The organism is Streptomyces caatingaensis, assembly GCF_001187435.1.
Taxonomy (GTDB): Bacteria; Actinomycetota; Actinomycetes; order Streptomycetales; family Streptomycetaceae; genus Streptomyces; species Streptomyces caatingaensis.
Genome location: NZ_LFXA01000017.1, coordinates 194,116 through 212,375 on the forward strand (window position 1 = coordinate 194,116; position 18,260 = coordinate 212,375).

An 18,260-nucleotide genomic window follows, 5' to 3' on the forward strand; every position below is an offset into this window, starting at 1 on the left:
GTACCGGCCGGCCTGGCCACTGAACTGACGAGCCGTCAGAGGAACGTACGTCCCTCGCCCCGGTACGTCGGCACCGTCGCCACCACCTCGTCCCCCTCGACCAGGTGCAACGCCGCGAAGCGCTCGCACAGTTCGCCCGCCTTCGCGTGGCGGAACCACACCTTGTCGCCGATGAGCAGGTCGTCCGCGGCATGGCCCAGGAGCGGGGTCTGGACCTCGCCGGCCCCCTCCCGGGCGGACAGGCGCAGGCCCTCGGGGAGGCAGGGCGCCGGCAGCCGGTCGGGGCCGGCGGCGCCGGAGGCGAGGTAGCCGCCGCCGAGGACGGTGACCACGCCCAGGCCCGGCCGGCGGACGACGGGCAGGGCGAAGAGGGCCGCGGGCCGGGCCCGGAAGGAGGTGTAGTGGTCGAAGAGGCGCGGGGCGAACAGCCCGGAGCCGGCCGCCACTTCCGTCACCGCCGCCTCCGCCGCGGTGTACTGCACGCTCCCCGTGCCGCCGCCGTTGACGAACTCCGGCTCCGCGACCTCCCGTACGGCCCGTACCGCCGCCGCCCGCCGCGCGGCCAGTTCGCGCCGGGCCACGCGCTGCATCGCGCGGACGGCCGCGGAGTACAGTGGCCGCCCCGCCACCGCGTCGGCCACGCCCGCCACATGGGCCTCGTACGCCATCAGCCCCACCAGGCGGAAACCCGGGCGGCGGACGACGGCGCGGGCCAGCGCGGCGAGGCGGTCCGGGTCGTGGACGGGGGAGCGGAGCGCCCCCAGGCGCACCCGGCCGCCCAGGAGGCGGAGTGAGACGTCCAACTCCAGACATATACGGATCTCCTGGCGTCCGGTGCGGGCGCGGTCGATGAGCGAGAGCTGCACGGGGTCGTCGACCGTGACCGTGACCGCCCGCGCGAGGCGGGCGTCCGACGACAGCTCCGCGAAGCCGGCCCGGTCGGCGGACGGATACGCGAGCAGCACGTCGTCGAAGCCCGAACGGGCCAGCCACAGCGACTCGGCGAGCGTGTGCGTCATCACCCCCGCGAAGCCGCCGTGCTCCAGCACCCGCTCCAACAGGGCCCGGGACCGCACCGACTTGGTCGCCACCCGGACCGGTTTGCCCCCCGCCCGCCGCACCAGGTCCGCGGCGTTGGCGTCGAAGGCCGGCAGATCCACCACCGCCAGCGGGGCGTCCAGCCGGGCGGTGGCCCGGTCGTAGCGGGCCCGGTCGGCCGAGGGGCCGGTGGCGTGTGCGAAGGCGGGAGTCATGGGGCGCAGCCTGCCAGAGCCGGTTACCCCTGGGTAGGGGTGTGCGCGCCGCGAATGGCCCCCGCGGGGCCGTCCCCCGTAGAGTGGGCGCGGCACTACGGGGGTGCCCGGACGCGACGGAACCGGCCTGCCCCGCAAGGCAGTCGGAGTCCAGGGCGCGAGCCGGGCGGGGGAGCAGAGGGTGACCACCGAAGTCGAGCGGGTGCGGACGGCGGTGCCCCCGCGCCCCACGTGCCCGCCGGCCACCGCCCCCGCCCCGCCGGCGCGCCGCACGGCGGCCGCCGCCGTCTGCGCCGTCCTCGGCCTGGGCCTCCTCGGCGGTGCCGCGGTGGGCGGATGGCTCACCGCCCCGCCGTCGCGGACGGCCGCCGAGGCCGCCTACGAGCGCGGCGGCACGCTCTGGTCGGAGGTGCCGGTGGACGACCTGTTCCCGCGCACCGTGCACGCCGCGGACGCCGGGCCCGGCGGCGCGAGCCGCGACTGGACGCGGCTGGGCGTCGCACCCGACGGCGACTGCGCCTCCGCCCTCGACCCCGCCCTGGCCCGCGCCCTCCAACCGGCCGGCTGCCGACGGATGTTGCGCGCCACCTACACCGACGCCACGTCCACCACCGTCACCACGGTCGGCCTCCTCGTCACCGCGGCGGACGGGGCCGGCATGCGCGCCCTGCGCTCCCGCGTCGCCGCCGGACGCCTCGACGAACGCACCGACATGCTGCCCCGTCCGTACGCCCCGCCCGGCACCGCCGCCGAACGCTTCGGCGACGCCCAGCGCGTGAGCTGGTGGCTCACCGTGCGCACCGACCTCCCCCTGGTCGCCTGGGCCGTCACCGGCTTCGCCGACGGCCGCACCGGCACGCCGGCCGAGCCCGCCCGCCGGGCGGTGGCCCCCGGCGCGGCGTCCGTCGCCGCCCAGGCCGGACTCGGCCACGAGGCACGGGAGTTGGGCACCCGCGTCGAGTCCGCCTACCGAGCGGCGGCGCGGCGGTGAGGCGCGCCCTGGCCGCCCTGCTGCTCGCCGCCGGCCTGGCCGCCGCCGGGGCCCGGCCCGCCTCCGCCGACATCATCCGCGCCCAGGAGTGGGGGCTCGACGCCCTGAACGTGCGGGAGGCGTGGCGCACCACCCGCGGCGCGGGCGTCACCGTCGCCGTCCTCGACACCGGCGTCGACGCCACCCACCCGGACCTGCGCGGTCGCGTCCTGCCCGGCAAGGACCTCGTCGGCTTCGGCGCCGAGCGCGGCGACCGCTCCTGGGCCCGGCACGGCACCGCCATGGCCGGGATCGTCGCCGGGCGCGGCCACGGGCCGGGGAACGGCGACGGGGTCGTCGGCGTCGCCCCCGAGGCCAGGATCCTCCCGGTGCGGGTGATCCTCGAGGAGGGCGACCCCGCCCGCTCCCGGGCCCGCGGCGGCCGCGGCAGCGCCCTCGCGGAGGGCATCCGCTGGGCGGCCGACCACGGCGCGGACGTCATCAACCTCTCCCTCGGCGACGACAGCGCCACCGCGCACCCCGATCCCGGGGAGGACGCCGCCGTGCGCCACGCGCTCGCCAAGGGCGCCGTCGTCGTCGCCTCCGCCGGCAACGGGGGCGAGCACGGGGACCGCGTCTCGTACCCCGCCGCGTACCCCGGTGTCATCGCCGTCACGGCCGTCGACCGGGCCGGCGGGCGGGCCGCCTTCTCCACGCGCCGGTGGTACTCGGCCGTCGCCGCGCCCGGCGTCGACGTCGTCATCGCCGACCCCGACCGGCGCTACTACGCGGGGTGGGGCACGAGCGCGGCCGCCGCCTTCGTCTCCGGGGCCGCCGCCCTGCTGCGCTCCGCGCACCCGGGGCTGAGCCCTTCGCGGGTGCGCGAGCTGCTGGTGTCGACGGCGCGGGGTGGGCCGCCGGGAGGACGTGACGACGCGGTCGGGGCCGGCGTCGTCGATCCCGCGGCGGCGATCGCGCGGGCCTCGACGCCGCAGACCCGGCTCCGCGCCGAGGACCCGCCCTTCTTCGGCCCCGGCCCCCACCGGCCGTCTCCCCCACCGGCCGGGCGGCGCCGCCCCCTGGCCTGGGGGGCGGGGGCGGCGGGCGCGGTCCTGCTGCTGGCAGCGGTCATCCTCCGCCCGCGCCGCCGCCCCACCCCCTGAGCCCGCCACCCCGCCCTTTCCCCTGTCCCCTGTCCCCTGTCCCCCGGGGCTGCGCCCCTCGGCCCCCTCCGCTCCGCCGCGCGCCGGGCGGGGGCTGCGCCCCCGCACCCCGCCCGGCGCCCGGCCCCCGGGCATCGGCACCCCGCTCCGCCCGGTGGGCGGGGCTTCGCCCCTCCACCCCACCGGGGGCTGCGCCCCCTGGACCCCGCTCCGGGACACCGCCCGGGCCTTGCGAGGTGGGCCCGGAACCCGGTCCCCGGGCGTCCGCACCGCACCCCGCGCTCGGCGGGGCTTCGCCCCTGCACCCCACCGGGGGCTGCGCCCCTGGACCCCGCTCCGGGGCTCCCCCCAGCCCCCGCTCCGCCAAGGAAGAACCGGGCGAACCAACCCCCCACCCACCCGCCACCCCCACCCCCGATACCCTCACCCCGTGGCCCTCAAGAACATCCCGGACCCCGGTTTCTCCGACGACGACGGCTCTGCCGACCCTGCGCTTGCCGAGGCGCTTGCCGTGTGGGCGGCGGAGGGGAGGGGCGAGGCCAAGGTGGCGGCCGAGGGGAGGGTTCTCGGGGCGCTCAAGGGGGCGCGGCTGCTGGTGCCCGTGGTCGCCGTGCTCGGGGAGGCCGAGACGGGGCCCGACGGGCTCAAGCGGGAGAAGACGAGCGATATGGCGGTGCCCACGCTCCAGGCTCCGGACGGGCGCCGGGCCCTGCCGGCGTTCACCTCGCTGGAGACGCTCGCGCGCTGGCGCGCGGACGCCCGCCCCGTGGCCGTCCCGCTGCACCAGGCGCTCCAGGCCGCCGCGCACGAGAAGGCGGACACGATCGTCCTGGACCTCGCGGGCCCGGTCACGTACGCGCTGACCGGCCCGGCCCTGCTCGCGCTCGCCGAGGGCCGCACGACCGCGGACCCGCTCGCGGACCCGTCCGTCACCGAGGCGCTGCGCGCCGTCCTGGCGGCCGAGGCGGGCGTCGTCCGGGCCCACCTGGTGCCCGGGCAGCAGGACGCCGACGGCACGCTCGCCCTGGCGCTCGCCGACGGCGCGCCGCCCGCCGAGGTGGCCCACCGCGTCGCCGGCGCCCTGGCCGCCGACGAGGTGCTGCGCGCCCGGCTCGTCCGCGGCCTGGACCTGGCCCTGCTGCCGACGGGCGCGCAGGTCCCGGGGGAGCCGCTCTTCAGCCGCTGAGGCAGGCTGAACAGGCGCCCGGGGGCGGACCGTCCGACAATGCGAGGAAGGTCCACGAGATCCCCGGGAGGACGCCATGGACGCCAGGCTGGACCCCCTGAAGCTCGACCCCGTGGAGATCCGGACGGTGGCGGCCGAGTTCATCGGCACGCTGCTGCTGGTCTTCTTCGCCGTGGGCTCCGCCGTCCTCGCGGCGGACTACATCGGCGCCCTCGGCATCTCCCTGGCCTTCGGCTTCACTCTTCTGGCCCTCACCTACACCCTGGGACCGATCTCGGGGTCGCACCTCAACCCCGCGGTGACGCTCGCGATGCTGCTGGAGGGCCGGGTCGCCCTGCGCACGGCGATCGAGTACTGGATCGCCCAGCTCGTCGGGGCCATCGCCGGCGCGGCGCTGCTGCTCCTGCTGGCCAAGCAGGTTCCGGGGCTGAACGTGGACGGCGCCTTCGGCACCAACGGCTACGGGGACCGTTCGGCGGTGCACATCAACACCGGCGGCGCGTTCCTCGCCGAGGTCGTCCTGACGTTCCTGCTGGTGTTCGTGTGGCTCGCCGTGACGCACAAGGTGGCCGTGGTGGGCTTCGGCCCGCTGGCCCTCGGGTTCGTCCTGGCGCTGGTCCACCTGGTCGGCGTCCCGCTGACGGGCGCGTCCGTCAACCCGTTCCGGAGCCTGGGACCGGCCCTCTTCGCGGGCGGCGGGGCCCTGTCCCAGCTGTGGCTGTTCATCGTCGCGCCGCTGATCGGCGCGGTGCTGGCCGCCTTCGCCCACCAGGTCGTCCAGCCGCACGGCGCGCCCGTGCTGATCGCGGACGAGCGCGCCCTGGGCGCCCACCGGGCGGCGGAGCACCCGCCGGCCCCGGGCGAGCCGACGGAGCCGACGGAGCCGCCGCGGTCGGCGGAGGGCTAGCCGAAGACCGGCCCGGTGTACTTCTCGCCGGGCCCCTGACCGGGTTCGTCCGGCACGACCGACGCCTCCCGGAAGGCCAGCTGGAGCGACTTGAGCCCGTCGCGCAGCGGACCGGCGTGGAAGTTGCTGATCTCGGTGGCGCTCGCGGTGACCAGACCGGCCAGCGCCGTGATCAGCTTGCGCGCCTCGTCCAGGTCCTTGTGCTGCTCGCCCTCCTCGGCCAGGCCGAGGTTGACGGCGGCCGAGCTCATCAGGTGGACCGCCACCGTGGTGATCACCTCGACCGCCGGCACGTCGGCGATGTCGCGGGTCATGCTGTCGAAGTCGGGGGCGGCCTGCTCGGCGGCCTGCTCGGGGGCCTTGGCGTCACTCATGGGCGACACGATACGTGCCGCCGGAGAACCGGTTCGGCGTGGGTGTTTGTCACGGGTTCGCACCCCTGCTCCCCGGCTGGTAAAGTGGTGAGTCGACCGGTCGGTCATTCACGTGCCCGACCCACAAGTGGAGGCTCCGCACTCCCACCTCGCTGGCTTCCGGTCGGCAGGTCTCCGGTCAGACGGTCCCCATCGTTCCGTACGGACGATGGAGCCGTCCGAGATGCGCCCCGCGGCTCACCGTGGTGGTGCTCCGGTTGTCAGGAGCCCCGCCTGTGTCCCGTCCGGGGCCTTTTTCATGCGGTCCATGAAAAGAGCCCGGCGCGGTTGGTCTTTACGAAACGTTACGCGGCAGCCCGCCAGGCGGCCGTGTGGTGCTACCGAGGAGGATCCATCAGCGCCGAGCCCCGCATCAACGACCGGATTCGCGTTCCCGAGGTGCGACTTGTCGGTCCCAGCGGCGAGCAGGTCGGCATCGTGCCGCTTGCCAAGGCCCTGGAGCTTGCGCAGGAGTACGACCTCGACCTGGTCGAGGTGGCGGCCAACGCCCGCCCGCCGGTCTGCAAGCTCATGGACTACGGGAAGTTCAAGTACGAGTCGGCCATGAAGGCCCGTGAGGCGCGCAAGAACCAGGCGCACACGGTCATCAAGGAGATGAAGCTCCGGCCGAAGATCGACCCGCACGACTACGACACCAAGAAGGGTCACGTCGTCCGGTTCCTCAAGCAGGGCGACAAGGTCAAGATCACGATCATGTTCCGGGGTCGCGAGCAGTCCCGGCCCGAGCTGGGCTACCGACTGCTGCAGCGCCTCGCGGAGGACGTCCAGGACCTGGGTTTCGTCGAGTCGAACCCCAAGCAGGACGGGCGCAACATGATCATGGTCCTCGGTCCGCACAAGAAGAAGACCGAGGCGATGGCCGAAGCCCGCGAGGCGCAGGCGGCCCGCAAGGCGGGACGCGCGGGCGCCTCCGGCGCGGACGCCGAGGAGTCCGCAGAGTCGTGACTCCGGGGCGCTCGCGCCCCGGTTCACCCGGGGCCGCCGGCCCCGGACACCTACGAACACAGCTGACGCTCCCGTACGCCCGCACCACGGGCGGGGAGCGCCACCGACGAGGAGAAATGGCGCGATGCCGAAGAACAAGACGCACAGCGGTGCCAGCAAGCGCTTCAAGGTCACTGGCTCCGGCAAGGTCATGCGCGAGCGCGCCGGCAAGCGCCACCTGCTCGAGCACAAGTCGTCCCGTGTGACGCGTCGCCTCACCGGCAACGCCGAGATGGCCCCGGGCGACGCCGCGAAGATCAAGAAGCTTCTCGGCAAGTGAGCCCGGGCGCGCACCGCGCCTGAGTTCGAGACCGGGACCCATTCGTTTCCGGGCCGTGTGGTGATCAACCACGGCCCCGCTACAAGGAGTTAACAAGTGGCACGCGTCAAGCGCGCAGTCAACGCGCACAAGAAGCGCCGGGCGATCCTGGAGCAGGCCAGCGGTTACCGCGGCCAGCGCTCGCGCCTGTACCGCAAGGCCAAGGAGCAGGTCACCCACTCGCTGGTCTACAACTACAACGACCGCAAGAAGCGCAAGGGCGACTTCCGTCAGCTGTGGATCCAGCGCATCAACGCCGCTGCCCGCCAGAACGGCATGACCTACAACCGCCTCATCCAGGGTCTGAAGGCCGCCAACATCGAGGTGGACCGCAAGATCCTGGCCGAGCTCGCGGTCAACGACATGAACGCGTTCGCCGCGCTCGTCGAGGTCGCCCAGAAGGCGCTGCCGGCCGACGTCAACGCGCCGAAGGCCGCCGCCTGAGCCACCGAGCCACCAGGCTCCCGCCCGGACCCGCAGGCCCCTCGGCCTGCGGGTCCGGCTGCTGTACGGACCGCTCCCAGGAAACGAATCGAGCCACCGCCACATGGGCACCCCCGAGCTGATCTCCCCCCGTTCCCCCCGCGTCGTCGCCGCCCGCCGGCTGGCCAAGCGGAGCTTCCGGGTCAAGGAGCGGCGCTTCCTGGCGGAGGGCCCGCAGGCCGTGCGCGAGGCGATCGAGCACCGCGGCGCCGGCGGCCCCACGCTGCTGGAGCTCTTCGCGACCGCGGACGCCGCCGAGCGGCACACGGAGATCGTCGGCGCGGCGCGGGCGGCCGGGATCCCGGTGCACCTGGCGGCGGACGCCGTCGTCGCCGACCTCTCGCAGACCGTGACCCCGCAGGGCCTGGTCGGTGTCTGCCGCTTCCTGGACAGCCCCTTCGAGGAGATCCTGGCCGCCCGGCCGCGGCTGGTCGCCGTCCTCGCCCACGTCCGCGACCCCGGCAACGCCGGCACCGTGCTGCGCTGTGCGGACGCCGCCGGCGCCGACGCCGTCGTCCTCACCGACGCCTCCGTCGACCTCTACAACCCCAAGTCCGTGCGGGCGTCGGTCGGTTCGCTCTTCCACCTGCCGGTGGCGGTCGGCGTGCCCGTCGAGCAGGCGGTGCGCGGGCTGGCGGGCGCCGGCGTGCGGATCCTGGCCGCCGACGGCGCCGGCGAGCGCGATCTGGACGCCGAGCTGGACCGCGGCGCCATGGGCGGCCCCACCGCCTGGGTCTTCGGCAACGAGGCGTGGGGGCTGCCGGAGGAGACCCGCGCGCTGGCGGACGAGGTGGTGCGCGTCCCCATCCACGGCAAGGCGGAGAGCCTCAACCTCGCCACGGCCGCCGCGGTGTGCCTGTACGCCTCGGCCCGTGCGCAGCGCGCGTCCGGAGGGTGCCGCTCTGTTACTTCCAGCTAGTAGGGTGACGCCCCTGGGGCTCGGGAGGGGGCGTCGGGTGTGAGTGGGACAACTGCCGTGGACCGTACGTCCGGAGCCGTCGCCTTCGGCGGCGCGGGTGCGCCGCTGCACCCCGACGACCTGCCCGACGGCCTGGTCGTCGCCGACGCGTCGGGCCGTGTGGTGTGCTTCAACGCCGCAGCCGCCCGCGTCACCGCCCTGCCGGCCGAGGAGGCCCTCGGGCGCCCGCTGGAGACCGCCCTCCCGCTGGAGGACCTGGACGGGCGCCGCTGGTGGCGGCTGACCGACCCCTACGGCGGGCTCTCCACCCGCACCGGCCAGCCCGAGCGCAACCTGCTGCTGCCCGGCGGCCGCGAGGTGCTGGTCTCCGCCCGCTACGTGCGCGAGCGGCCCGGCGGGCCCGTGGTGCGGCTCGTCGTCCAGCTGCGCGGCACCGAGGCGCGCCGCCGCACCGAGCGCAGCCACGCCGAACTGATCGCCACCGTCGCCCACGAGCTGCGCTCCCCGCTGACCTCCGTCAAGGGCTTCACAGCCACCCTGCTGGCCAAGTGGGAGCGGTTCACCGACGACCAGAAGCGGCTGATGCTGGAGACCGTGGACGCCGACGCGGACCGGGTCACCCGGCTGATCGCCGAGCTGCTGGACATCTCCCGCATCGACTCCGGCCGCCTGGAGGTGCGCCGCCAGCCCGTCGACATGGCCGCGGCCGTGCGCCGGCACGTCGCCGCGCAGACCGCCCGCGGCCAGCGGCCCGACCGCTTCCTGGTCAAGGTGGTGGAGCCGCTGCCGCCGCTGTGGGCCGACCCCGACAAGATCGACCAGGTGCTGGGCAACCTCCTGGAAAACGCGGTGCGGCACGGCGGCGGAACCGTCACCATGGAAGTGGCACCGGCCACCACGAGCGCCGGCGCGGAAGGAACGGCGGTCACCGTGAGCGATGAGGGCCCCGGCATCCCGGAGGGGGCGATGAGCCGCGTCTTCACCCGCTTCTGGCGGGGCAGCAAGCGCGGCGGCACCGGCCTGGGGCTGTACATCGTCAAGGGCATCGTCGAGGCCCACGGCGGGACGATCACCGTCGGCCGGGCCGAGCGCGGCGGCGCCCGGTTCCGATTTACCCTGCCCGTGGGCGCCCCGGCCTTCCTCGCGCAGAGCTGAGGCCCCGGCCCCTCGGGCTCATCAGGACCCCCACGCCCCTTAGACTCGACCTTTGGCACCTTTTTGGCACCAAGTCGTCCGGGCGAAACCGCGCGGCGTCACCGCCGCGGTCCATGCCAGCCAGTCGGAAGCACGGGAAGAGATGTCGGCACCCAACAAGTCGTACGACCCTGTCGAGGTCGAGGCACTGAAACCGGAAGAGATCGAGCGCATGCGGGACGAGGCGCTCGCCGCCTTCGCCGCCGCCGGTGACCTCGACGAACTGGCGCAGGCCAAGACCGCCCACACCGGGGGCACCTCGCCGCTCGCCCTCGCCAACCGCGAGATCGGCGCCCTGCCGCCGCAGGCCAAGGCCGACGCCGGCAAGCGCGTGGGCATGGCCCGCGGTGCCGTCAACAAGGCGCTGGCCGCCCGCCAGGCGGAGCTGGAGGCGGAGCGCGACGCCCGCGTGCTGGTCGAGGAGGCGGTGGACGTCACGCTGCCGTACGACCGCGTGCCGGCCGGCGCCCGCCACCCGCTGACCACCTTCATGGAGCGCGTCGAGGACGTCTTCGTGGCCATGGGCTACGAGGTCGCCGAGGGCCCCGAGGTCGAGGCCGAGTGGTTCAACTTCGACGCCCTCAACTTCGAGCCGGACCACCCGGCCCGCGCCATGCAGGACACCTTCTTCGTGGCCGGCCCCAAGAAGACCGAGTCCGGCGTCGTGCTGCGCACCCACACCTCCCCGGTGCAGGTCCGCTCCATGCTCGACCGCGAGCCGCCGCTGTACGTCGTGTGCCCCGGCCGCGTCTACCGCACGGACGAGCTGGACGCCACCCACACGCCGGTCTTCCACCAGATCGAGCTGCTCGCCATCGACGAGGGCCTGACGATGGCGGACCTCAAGGGCACCATTGAGCACATGGTGCACTCGCTCTTCGGCGAGGGCCTGACCACCCGGCTGCGGCCCAACTACTTCCCGTTCACCGAGCCGTCCGCCGAGCTGGACATGCAGTGCTACGTGTGCCGCGGGGAGTCCGTCGGGAACCCGGAGCGCCCCTGCCGCACCTGCTCCAGCGAGGGCTGGATCGAGCTGGGCGGCTGCGGCATGGTCAACCCGCGGGTGCTCGTCGCCGCGGGCATCGACCCGGAGAGGTACAGCGGATTCGCCTTCGGGTTCGGCATCGAGCGGATGCTGATGTTCCGCCACAACGTCGAGGACATGCGAGACATGGTCGAGGGTGACGTGCGCTTCACCCGGCCGTTCGGGATGGAGATCTGATGCGCGCCCCGCTTTCCTGGCTGCGGGAATACGTCGACCTGCCCGCCGGCGAGACCGGCCGTGACGTGCAGGCCAAGCTGGTGGCCGCCGGTCTGGAGGTCGAGCGCGTCGAGCAGCTCGGCGCCGACCTCACCGGCCCGCTGGCCGTCGGCAAGGTCCTCACCATCGAGGAGCTGGAGGGCTTCCGCAAGCCGATCCGCTTCTGCACCGTCGACGTCGGCACCGCCAACGGCACCGGCGAGCCGCAGGAGATCGTCTGCGGCGCCCGCAACTTCGCCGTCGGCGACAAGGTCGTCGTGGCCCTGCCCGGCGCCGTCCTCCCCGGCGACTTCGCCATCGCCGAGCGCAAGACCTACGGCCGGATGTCCCGCGGCATGATCTGCTCCGGCGACGAGCTGGGCATGGGCGACGACGGCTCGCACGGCATCATCGTCCTCCCGCCGGAGGCCGAGGTCGGCAGCGACGCCGTCGAGCTGCTGGAGCTGCGCGACGAGGTCCTCGACATCGCCGTCACCCCGGACCGCGGCTACTGCCTGTCCATGCGCGGCATCGCCCGCGAGACCGCCACCGCCTACGGGCTCCCGCTGCGCGACCCGGCCCTGCTGGACGTGCCCGCGCCCAACTCCTACGGCTACCCGGTCTCCGTCGCCGACCCGGCCGGCTGCGACCGCTTCACCGCCCGCACCGTCACCGGCCTCGACCCCGAGGCGCGCTCCCCGATCTGGCTCCAGCGCCGGCTCCAGAAGGCCGGCATGCGCCCGGTCTCCCTCGCCGTCGACGTCACCAACTACGTGATGCTCGAACTGGGCCAGCCGCTGCACGCCTACGACCGCTCCCGCGTCACCGGGACCATCGGCGTCCGCCGCGCCGAGCCCGGCGAGAAGCTGACCACCCTCGACGGCACCAAGCGCGTCCTGGACGCCGAGGACCTGGTCATCACCGACGACACCGGCCCCATCGGCCTGGCCGGCGTCATGGGCGGCGCGAACACCGAGATCGCCGACGCCGCCGAGGGGGGCAGCACCGAGGTCGTCATCGAGGCCGCGCACTTCGACGCCGTCTCCATCGCCCGCACCGCCCGCCGCCACAAGCTGTCCTCCGAGGCGTCCAAGCGCTTCGAGCGCGGTGTGGACCCGCAGGCGGCCTCCGCCGCCGCCCAGCGCACGGTGGACCTGCTGGTGCTGCTCGCCGGCGGCACCCCCGAGGCCGGCGTCACCGAGTTCGCCGCGCCCAGCGCCCCCCGCACCATCGCCGTGCGCGCCGACCACCCCGACAAGGTGGCCGGGGTCGAGTACGGCCGCGAGACCGTCGTCCGCCGCCTCCAGGAGGTCGGCTGCGACGTCTACGGGCAGGACGAGCTGATCGTCACCGTCCCCAGCTGGCGCCCCGACCTCACCGACCCCAACGACCTCGCCGAGGAGGTCATCCGGCTGGAGGGCTACGAGAGCCTGCCCTCCACCCTGCCCAAGCCGCCCGCCGGCCGCGGTCCGACCGCGCGCCAGCGGCTGCACCGCCGCGTCGGCCGCGCGCTGGCCGGCGCCGGCTACGTCGAGGCCCTCACCTACCCGTTCCTCGGCGACTGGGCCCTCGACCACCTGGGCCTGGAGGCCGACGACCCGCGCCGCCTGACCGTGCGCCTGCTCAACCCCCTCTCCGAGGCCGAGCCCGCGCTGCGCACCACCCTGCTGCCGGGGCTGTTCGCCGCGCTGCGCCGCAACGACAGCCGCGGCGAGCACGACCTGGCGCTCTTCGAGACCGGCCTCGTCTTCCGGCCGACCGGCGAGGAGCTCCCGGCCCACCGCCTGCCGGTGGACCGCCGTCCCACCGACGAGGAGATCGCCTCCCTGGACGCGGCCCTGCCGCACCAGCCGCGCCGCGCCGCCGTCGTCCTGGCCGGGGCGCGGGAGCGCGCCGGCTGGTGGGGCCCGGCCCGCCCGTCCTCCTGGGCGGACGCCGTCGAGGCCGGCCGTACCGTCGCCCGCGAGGCCGGCGTCGAGCTGATCGTCCGCCAGGACCAGCAGGCGCCCTTCCACCCGGGCCGCTGCGCCGCGCTGCTCGCCGTGGTCGACGGCGAGGAGGTGCTCGTCGGCAACGCCGGTGAGCTCCACCCGCGCGTCATCAAGGCGTTCGGGCTGCCCGAGCGCACCTGCGCCATGGAGATCGAGCTGGACCGCCTGGAGAAGGCCGCCACCGGCCCGGTCGAGGCCCCGCGCATCTCCACCTTCCCGGTGGCCACCCAGGACGTCGCGCTCGTCGTCGACGCCTCGGTGCCGGCCGGCCAGGTCGAGGCCGCCCTGCGCTCCGGCGCCGGCGAACTCCTCGAATCCCTGCGGCTGTTCGACGTCTTCACCGGCGAACAGCTCGGTGAGGGCAAGAAGTCGCTGGCCTACGCGCTGCGCTTCCGCGCCGCCGACCGGACGCTGACCGCCGACGAGGCGTCCGCCGCCCGCGACGCCGCGGTGGCCGCCGCCGTCGAGCGCACCGGCGCGGTGCTGCGCGGCGCGTAGCCGTGCGGCCGTGAACGGCAGTTGAGCCGAGGGGCGCCCCGGACCACCGGGGCGCCCCTCGCGCATCCCACGCCCCTGGGGCCCCTTCCCCGCCGAGGGTCACTCAATGGGGTGGAAAACCGGGCACGGGCCGTTGCCCACGGGGGCGCGCTCGCGAGAATCGAGCGCGTCATCGCGCTAGGGGGAGCCACGGAATGATCCGTACCAGGGCGGCGCGCCACCGGCACGGTGCGGTGCTCGTGCTGCCCGGGGTGTGGGTCGCCGCGGTGGTCACCTGGGAGCTGCTGAGCCCGCTCGGCACGCACTTCGTCCAGCTCCTCGCCGCCGCACCGGCCATCGCCTGCGCCGGCACCGGACGCCGCCAGTGCGTCCTGCTCGGCGGCGGCTGCGCGCTGTTCGCACTCGTCCCGCTGGGCCCCTCGGAACCGGGCGGCCCGGACGTACGCCTCGGCACCTGCTGCGCCATCCTCGTCGTCGTCGCCGCGTCCTACCTCACCAGCCGCCGCGGCCTGCGGCTGACCCGCGAGGTGGAGCGCCTGCGCGAGATCGCCACCGCCACCCAGCACGCGCTGCTGCGCCCGCTCCCCGCGCGGCTCGACGGGCTGGCCCTGGCCGGCGGCCATCTCTCCGCGAGCGAGGGCGCCCTCGTCGGCGGCGACCTCTACGAGGCGCTCGCCACCCGGCACGGCGTCCGCGTCGTCATGGGCGACGTCCGCGGCCACGGGCTGCCCGCCCTCGCCACCGTCGCCGCCCTCCTCGGCAGCTTCCGCGAGGCCGCCTACGACGAGCCGTCGCTGCCGGGGGTACTGCGGCGCCTGGAGCGGGCCTTCCAGCGGCACCTGGGCGCCGGGGAACCGCCGCCCTCCGGCGAGGACTTCGCGACCGTCCTGCTGCTGGAGATCCGGCCCGGGACGGAGGTCGTCGCCCTCAACTGCGGCCATCCCTGGCCGCATCGGGTCGTGCGGGAGCCGGGCGGGGGTGCGCGGGCGCAGCTCCTCTGCGGGGACGATCCCCTGCCGCCGCTGGGCCTCTTCCCCCTGCCCGCCGAGCCGCCGGTGCGGGCCCTGGCCCGGCTGCTGCCCGGGGAGTTCCTCGTGCTGCACACGGACGGGGCGGAGGACGCGCGGGACCGCACGGGGGTCTTCTTCCCGTTCGCCCGCGCCCTGGCCGAGGCGGCCCGGGGCGCGGCCACGGGGCCCGCCGTGCTGGTGGACCGCGTCCGCGCCGCCCTGCTCCGCCACACGGGCGGAGCGCTGACCGACGACTTCGCCCTCCTCGCCCTCCGCAACGACCGCCCCCGCGCCCCCTTGGCCCTCCCCCCGGGCGAGCTGGCCCGGACGTAGCGTGGCCCAACCCCTCCCCGGGAGGGGGCACCCCCACGGGCCCCACCGGGCCCCCACAAGCCAAGCCCCGCGCAGCGGTTCGCACCCCGTGCGAATCCGCTTCCGTTACGCTGAGTCCACCGAGCGCACACGGAGGGCGGCAATGGAGCCCAACACTCTGCTCGACGCGATCCTGGACGAGGCGGGGATATCCCACGCCGGCCTGGCGGCGCACGTCAACGCGGCCGGCCGCGCCCGAGGTCTCGCGTTGCGCTACGAACACACCGCCGTGGCCCGCTGGTTGAAGGGCCAGCGCCCGCGCGGCCAGGTGCCCGACCTCATCTGCGAGGTCCTCGGCGAGCGCCTGCACCGGCCCCTGACCCTCGACGACATCGGCCTGGGCACCCCCGGCACCCCGCGCGTCCCCGGCACCCCCCTGTCCGGCTTCGTCGAGCGGGCCACCGCCCTGTGGCGCTCCGACGAGCAGCAGCGCGAGCACGTCGTCGCCGCCCCGGCCGTCACCGGCACCCACGCCGTGATGCCCGTCTGGGAGTGGGAGAACCCGCCCGAGGACGCCGATGTCTCCCGGCGCGGCCTGACCCGCGTCTCGATGGAGGACATCGCCATGCTGCGCGCGGCCCGCACGCACTACGAGCAGATGTACCGGAAGGCCGGCGGCGTCGCCACCCGCGCCCGGGTCGTCGGCTTCCTCAACGCCGAGGCCGCCCCGCTGCTGCGCGGCAGCTACTCCGACGCCACCGGCCGCCAACTGCACCGCGCCACCGGCGGGTTGGTGGCGGTCGCCGGCATCTGCGCCTACGACTCGGACGCGCACGGGCTGGCCCAGCGCTACTTCCACCAGGCGCTGCGCCTGGCGAAGGCCAGCGGTGACCGCGGCCTGGGCGCCTATGTGATCGCCCTGCTCGTCAACCAGTCCCTGTTCCTGGGGGAGTACCGGCAGGCCGTCGCCTTCGCGGAGTCGGCGCTGCGCTCCGGCGGACCCCATCTGACCCCGGCGCTCACCGCCGACCTCTACGCGATGCAGGCCAAGGCGTACGCCCGGCTCGGGGACGGCGCCGGGGCGCTGGCCTGCATCCGCCGCGCGGAATCCGCCGCCGAGCGCATCCACCGGGGCCAGGAGCCCGCCGAGACCGGCTACGTCCAGCCGGGGCTGGTCAACGTCCAGGTGGCCGAGGCGCTGCTCAGCCTGGGGGACCTCGGACCCGCCCGTGAGCACGCCGACCGGGCCGTCGACACCCCGGCCCACGACCGGGGCCGTGTCCACCGGCTCGCCATGCTCACGCACATCGAGCTGCGTCAGGGAGACGCGGACAAGGCGGTGGCCACCGCTCAGGAGATGACCGAGCAGGCGAGGGGCATGGAATCGCAGCGCTTACGCGACCGGCTCCGGGCGGTGCGGGAGCACCTGATCGAAAGCGGGTGCGCGGCCACCGCCGAGGCCGCCGAGATGATCGACGGGGCGCTGCGCGTGCCTCTGTGAGGACCCTTGTGAGGGCGACGCCCGGGTAGGTGGCCACCTCGGCGGAAGGTGGCAACACGTGCGTTGGAAGAATCTCAAGGAACTGACCGTCTACGAGAACCGGTGGTTCCGGGTCAACCTCGCGGACGTCGAACTCCCCGACGGCCGGCATCTCGACCACTTCCTGATCCGGCTGCGCCCGGTCGCGGCCGCCACGGTGGTCAACGCGGCCAACGAGGTCCTGCTGCTGTGGCGGCACCGGTTCATCACCGACAACTGGGGCTGGGAGCTGGCCGCCGGGGTCGTCGAGGACGGCGAGGAGACCGCCCGGGCCGCCGCCCGGGAGATGGAGGAGGAGACCGGCTGGCGGCCGGGCCCGCTCAGGCACCTGATGTCCGTCGAGCCGTCCAACGGGCTCACCGACGCCCGGCACCACATCTACTGGTCGGACGAGGCGGAGTACATCGGTGACCCGGAGGACGGCTTCGAGTCGGACCGCCGCGAGTGGGTGCCCCTCAAGCTCGTCCCGGACCTGATCGCGCGGGGCGAGGTGCCGGCCGCCAACATGGCGGCGGCCCTGCTCCTGCTGCACCACATCCGGCTCGGCTGAACCCGGTGGTCACCGGCCGGCGGCCTGCCAGACGGCCAGCGCCAGGGCCGCCAGGCCGGTGAGCGCGGCGAGCGACGGCAGCGGCCACTTGTCGTGCTCCAACGCCCGTACCCGCTCGGTCATTTCGGTGATCTCGCGCTCCGTCTGATCACTGCGCTGGGTGAGCAGGGCGAGGTGCCCGTCGATGCGGACGACGCCGACATCGACCCTGCGCCGGAGCTCCGCGAGCTCCCCCGACTTGGCGGCGTGCTCGGGATGGCTGGTCACGGTCCGTACTCCTTCCGGGTCTTCCCCCGTGCTGGCTGACACGACGAGTCAACCGCGGGGAAGCCCGGGAAGGGAGCGTGTGCGGAGGGTGAGTTGGTGCCCTCCGCGCACACACCGTGTGAACGGGCCCGCGCGGCGGGGCCGTTCACCGCCGGGCTCAGTACGTGTAGAAGCCCGCCCCCGACTTGCGGCCCAGCCGGCCGGCGTCCACCATCCGCTGGAGCAGCGGGGGAGCGGCGTACAGCGGCTCCTTGTACTCGGCGTACATGCTGTCCGCGACCGAGGCGACGGTGTCGAGGCCGATGAGGTCGGAGAGCTTGAGCGGGCCCATGGGGTGGGCGCAGCCCATCTCCATGCCGTTGTCGATGTCCTCGCGGCTGGCGATGCCGGACTCGAACATCCGGATGGCGGAGAGCAGGTAGGGGATCAGCAGGGCGTTGACGATGAAGCCGGAGCGGTCCTGGGCGCGGATCGCGTGCTTGCCCAGTACCTTGCCGACGAGCTCCTCGGCGCGTGCCACGGTCTCCTGCGAGGTGGTGAGCGCGGGGATGAGCTCGACCAGCTTCTGCACCGGCGCCGGGTTGAAGAAGTGGATGCCGATGACCCGGTCCGGGCGCGAGGTGGCGACGGCCAGCCGGACGAGGGGGATGGAGGAGGTGTTGGAGGCCAGGATGGCGTCCTTGCGGGTGACGACCTGGTCGAGCACCTGGAAGATCTCGGTCTTGACCTGCTCGTTCTCCACGACGGCCTCGATGACCAGGTCGCGGTCGGCGAACTCGCCGAGGTCGGTGGTGAAGCTCAGCCGGCCGAGCGCCCCGTCGCGCTCCTCCTCGCTGATCTTGCCGCGCTCGGCGGCCTTGGCCAGGGAGTTGGTCAGCCGGGTGCGGCCCAGCTCCAGCCGGTCGCCGGTGGTCTCGGCGACCTTGACGTCCAGTCCGGACCGGGCACACACCTCCGCGATGCCCGCGCCCATCTGGCCGCAGCCGACCACTCCGACGCGTTCGATGTCGCTCACAAACGTGCCCTTTCTGATCCTCGCC

At 74.7% G+C, this 18,260-nt stretch carries 18 protein-coding genes; 14 read left to right on the forward strand and 4 right to left on the reverse strand.

Annotated elements, in window-relative coordinates; translation table 11 throughout:
* Window positions 1-35 precede the first annotated feature (35 nt).
* Window positions 36-1,253, reverse strand: coding sequence for an alanine racemase (locus AC230_RS23230; RefSeq protein WP_049718289.1), 1,218 nt, complete (start codon window positions 1,251-1,253; stop codon window positions 36-38).
* Window positions 1,254-1,434: 181 nt separating this feature from the next.
* Here AC230_RS23230 and AC230_RS34035 point away from each other — a divergent pair, with 181 nt between their 5' ends.
* The 4 genes from AC230_RS34035 to AC230_RS23250 all read left to right on the forward strand — a co-directional run bounded on the left by AC230_RS34035 (window position 1,435) and on the right by AC230_RS23250 (window position 5,479).
* Entirely contained in the window at window positions 1,435-2,244 is an 810-nt protein-coding gene (locus AC230_RS34035) for a hypothetical protein (RefSeq protein ID WP_053161353.1), read from the forward strand.
* Window positions 2,241-3,386, forward strand: a complete 1,146-nt coding sequence (gene mycP / locus AC230_RS34040; protein ID WP_049718290.1) for a type VII secretion-associated serine protease mycosin — start codon at window positions 2,241-2,243, stop codon at window positions 3,384-3,386. Before AC230_RS34035 ends, mycP begins: the two co-directional genes overlap by 4 nt.
* Window positions 3,387-3,816: 430 nt before the next feature.
* Complete coding sequence (locus AC230_RS23245) at window positions 3,817-4,572, forward strand: SseB family protein (protein ID WP_049718291.1); 756 nt, start codon at window positions 3,817-3,819, stop codon at window positions 4,570-4,572.
* 76 nt (window positions 4,573-4,648) lie between these two features.
* Window positions 4,649-5,479 (forward strand): aquaporin, encoded by an 831-nt coding sequence (locus AC230_RS23250; RefSeq protein WP_049718292.1) that lies wholly within the window; start codon window positions 4,649-4,651, stop codon window positions 5,477-5,479.
* Here AC230_RS23250 and AC230_RS23255 read toward each other — a convergent pair.
* Window positions 5,476-5,853 (reverse strand): DUF1844 domain-containing protein, encoded by a 378-nt coding sequence (locus AC230_RS23255; protein ID WP_049718293.1) that lies wholly within the window; start codon window positions 5,851-5,853, stop codon window positions 5,476-5,478. The two genes, AC230_RS23250 and AC230_RS23255, sit on opposite strands and share 4 nt — an antisense overlap.
* Window positions 5,854-6,222: 369 nt before the next feature.
* Here AC230_RS23255 and infC point away from each other — a divergent pair, with 369 nt between their 5' ends.
* From infC to AC230_RS23305, 10 genes are all read left to right on the forward strand, one after another.
* On the forward strand, window positions 6,223-6,858 hold the full coding sequence (gene infC / locus AC230_RS23260; RefSeq protein WP_078871516.1) for a translation initiation factor IF-3: 636 nt from the start codon (window positions 6,223-6,225) through the stop codon (window positions 6,856-6,858).
* A gap of 124 nt (window positions 6,859-6,982) precedes the next feature.
* Entirely contained in the window at window positions 6,983-7,177 is a 195-nt protein-coding gene (gene rpmI, locus AC230_RS23265) for a 50S ribosomal protein L35 (protein WP_030017691.1), read from the forward strand.
* A 96-nt stretch (window positions 7,178-7,273) separates the two neighbouring features.
* Complete coding sequence (gene rplT / locus AC230_RS23270) at window positions 7,274-7,660, forward strand: 50S ribosomal protein L20 (RefSeq protein WP_004944290.1); 387 nt, start codon at window positions 7,274-7,276, stop codon at window positions 7,658-7,660.
* A gap of 103 nt (window positions 7,661-7,763) precedes the next feature.
* Complete coding sequence (locus tag AC230_RS23275) at window positions 7,764-8,618, forward strand: TrmH family RNA methyltransferase (RefSeq protein ID WP_049718295.1); 855 nt, start codon at window positions 7,764-7,766, stop codon at window positions 8,616-8,618.
* Between the two features lie 39 nt (window positions 8,619-8,657).
* On the forward strand, window positions 8,658-9,773 hold the full coding sequence (locus tag AC230_RS23280; protein WP_049718296.1) for a sensor histidine kinase: 1,116 nt from the start codon (window positions 8,658-8,660) through the stop codon (window positions 9,771-9,773).
* 142 nt (window positions 9,774-9,915) lie between these two features.
* Window positions 9,916-11,034: a phenylalanine--tRNA ligase subunit alpha gene (gene pheS, locus AC230_RS23285; protein ID WP_049718297.1), complete on the forward strand. Its 1,119-nt coding sequence runs from the start codon at window positions 9,916-9,918 to the stop codon at window positions 11,032-11,034.
* A complete protein-coding gene (gene pheT / locus AC230_RS23290; RefSeq protein ID WP_049718298.1) occupies window positions 11,034-13,541 on the forward strand; it encodes a phenylalanine--tRNA ligase subunit beta in 2,508 nt (835 codons plus the stop codon). The genes pheS and pheT overlap by 1 nt, the downstream gene beginning before the upstream one ends.
* A gap of 194 nt (window positions 13,542-13,735) precedes the next feature.
* Window positions 13,736-14,884 carry a PP2C family protein-serine/threonine phosphatase gene (locus tag AC230_RS23295; protein ID WP_049718299.1) on the forward strand — a complete coding sequence of 383 codons (1,149 nt, stop codon included), beginning with the start codon at window positions 13,736-13,738 and terminating at the stop codon, window positions 14,882-14,884.
* Window positions 14,885-15,026: 142 nt separating this feature from the next.
* On the forward strand, window positions 15,027-16,364 hold the full coding sequence (locus tag AC230_RS23300) for a tetratricopeptide repeat protein (protein WP_049718300.1): 1,338 nt from the start codon (window positions 15,027-15,029) through the stop codon (window positions 16,362-16,364).
* 58 nt (window positions 16,365-16,422) lie between these two features.
* The gene (locus AC230_RS23305; protein WP_049718301.1) at window positions 16,423-16,953 is read left to right on the forward strand and encodes an NUDIX hydrolase; all 531 of its coding nucleotides are present in this window, start codon (window positions 16,423-16,425) and stop codon (window positions 16,951-16,953) included.
* A 9-nt stretch (window positions 16,954-16,962) separates the two neighbouring features.
* On the opposite strand, the gene AC230_RS23310 is transcribed toward AC230_RS23305, so the two are convergent.
* Both AC230_RS23310 and AC230_RS23315 read right to left on the reverse strand, forming a co-directional pair.
* Window positions 16,963-17,220 (reverse strand): hypothetical protein, encoded by a 258-nt coding sequence (locus AC230_RS23310; protein ID WP_049718302.1) that lies wholly within the window; start codon window positions 17,218-17,220, stop codon window positions 16,963-16,965.
* A 157-nt stretch (window positions 17,221-17,377) separates the two neighbouring features.
* A complete protein-coding gene (locus AC230_RS23315; RefSeq protein WP_049718303.1) occupies window positions 17,378-18,235 on the reverse strand; it encodes a 3-hydroxybutyryl-CoA dehydrogenase in 858 nt (285 codons plus the stop codon).
* Between the last annotated feature and the right edge of the window lie 25 nt (window positions 18,236-18,260).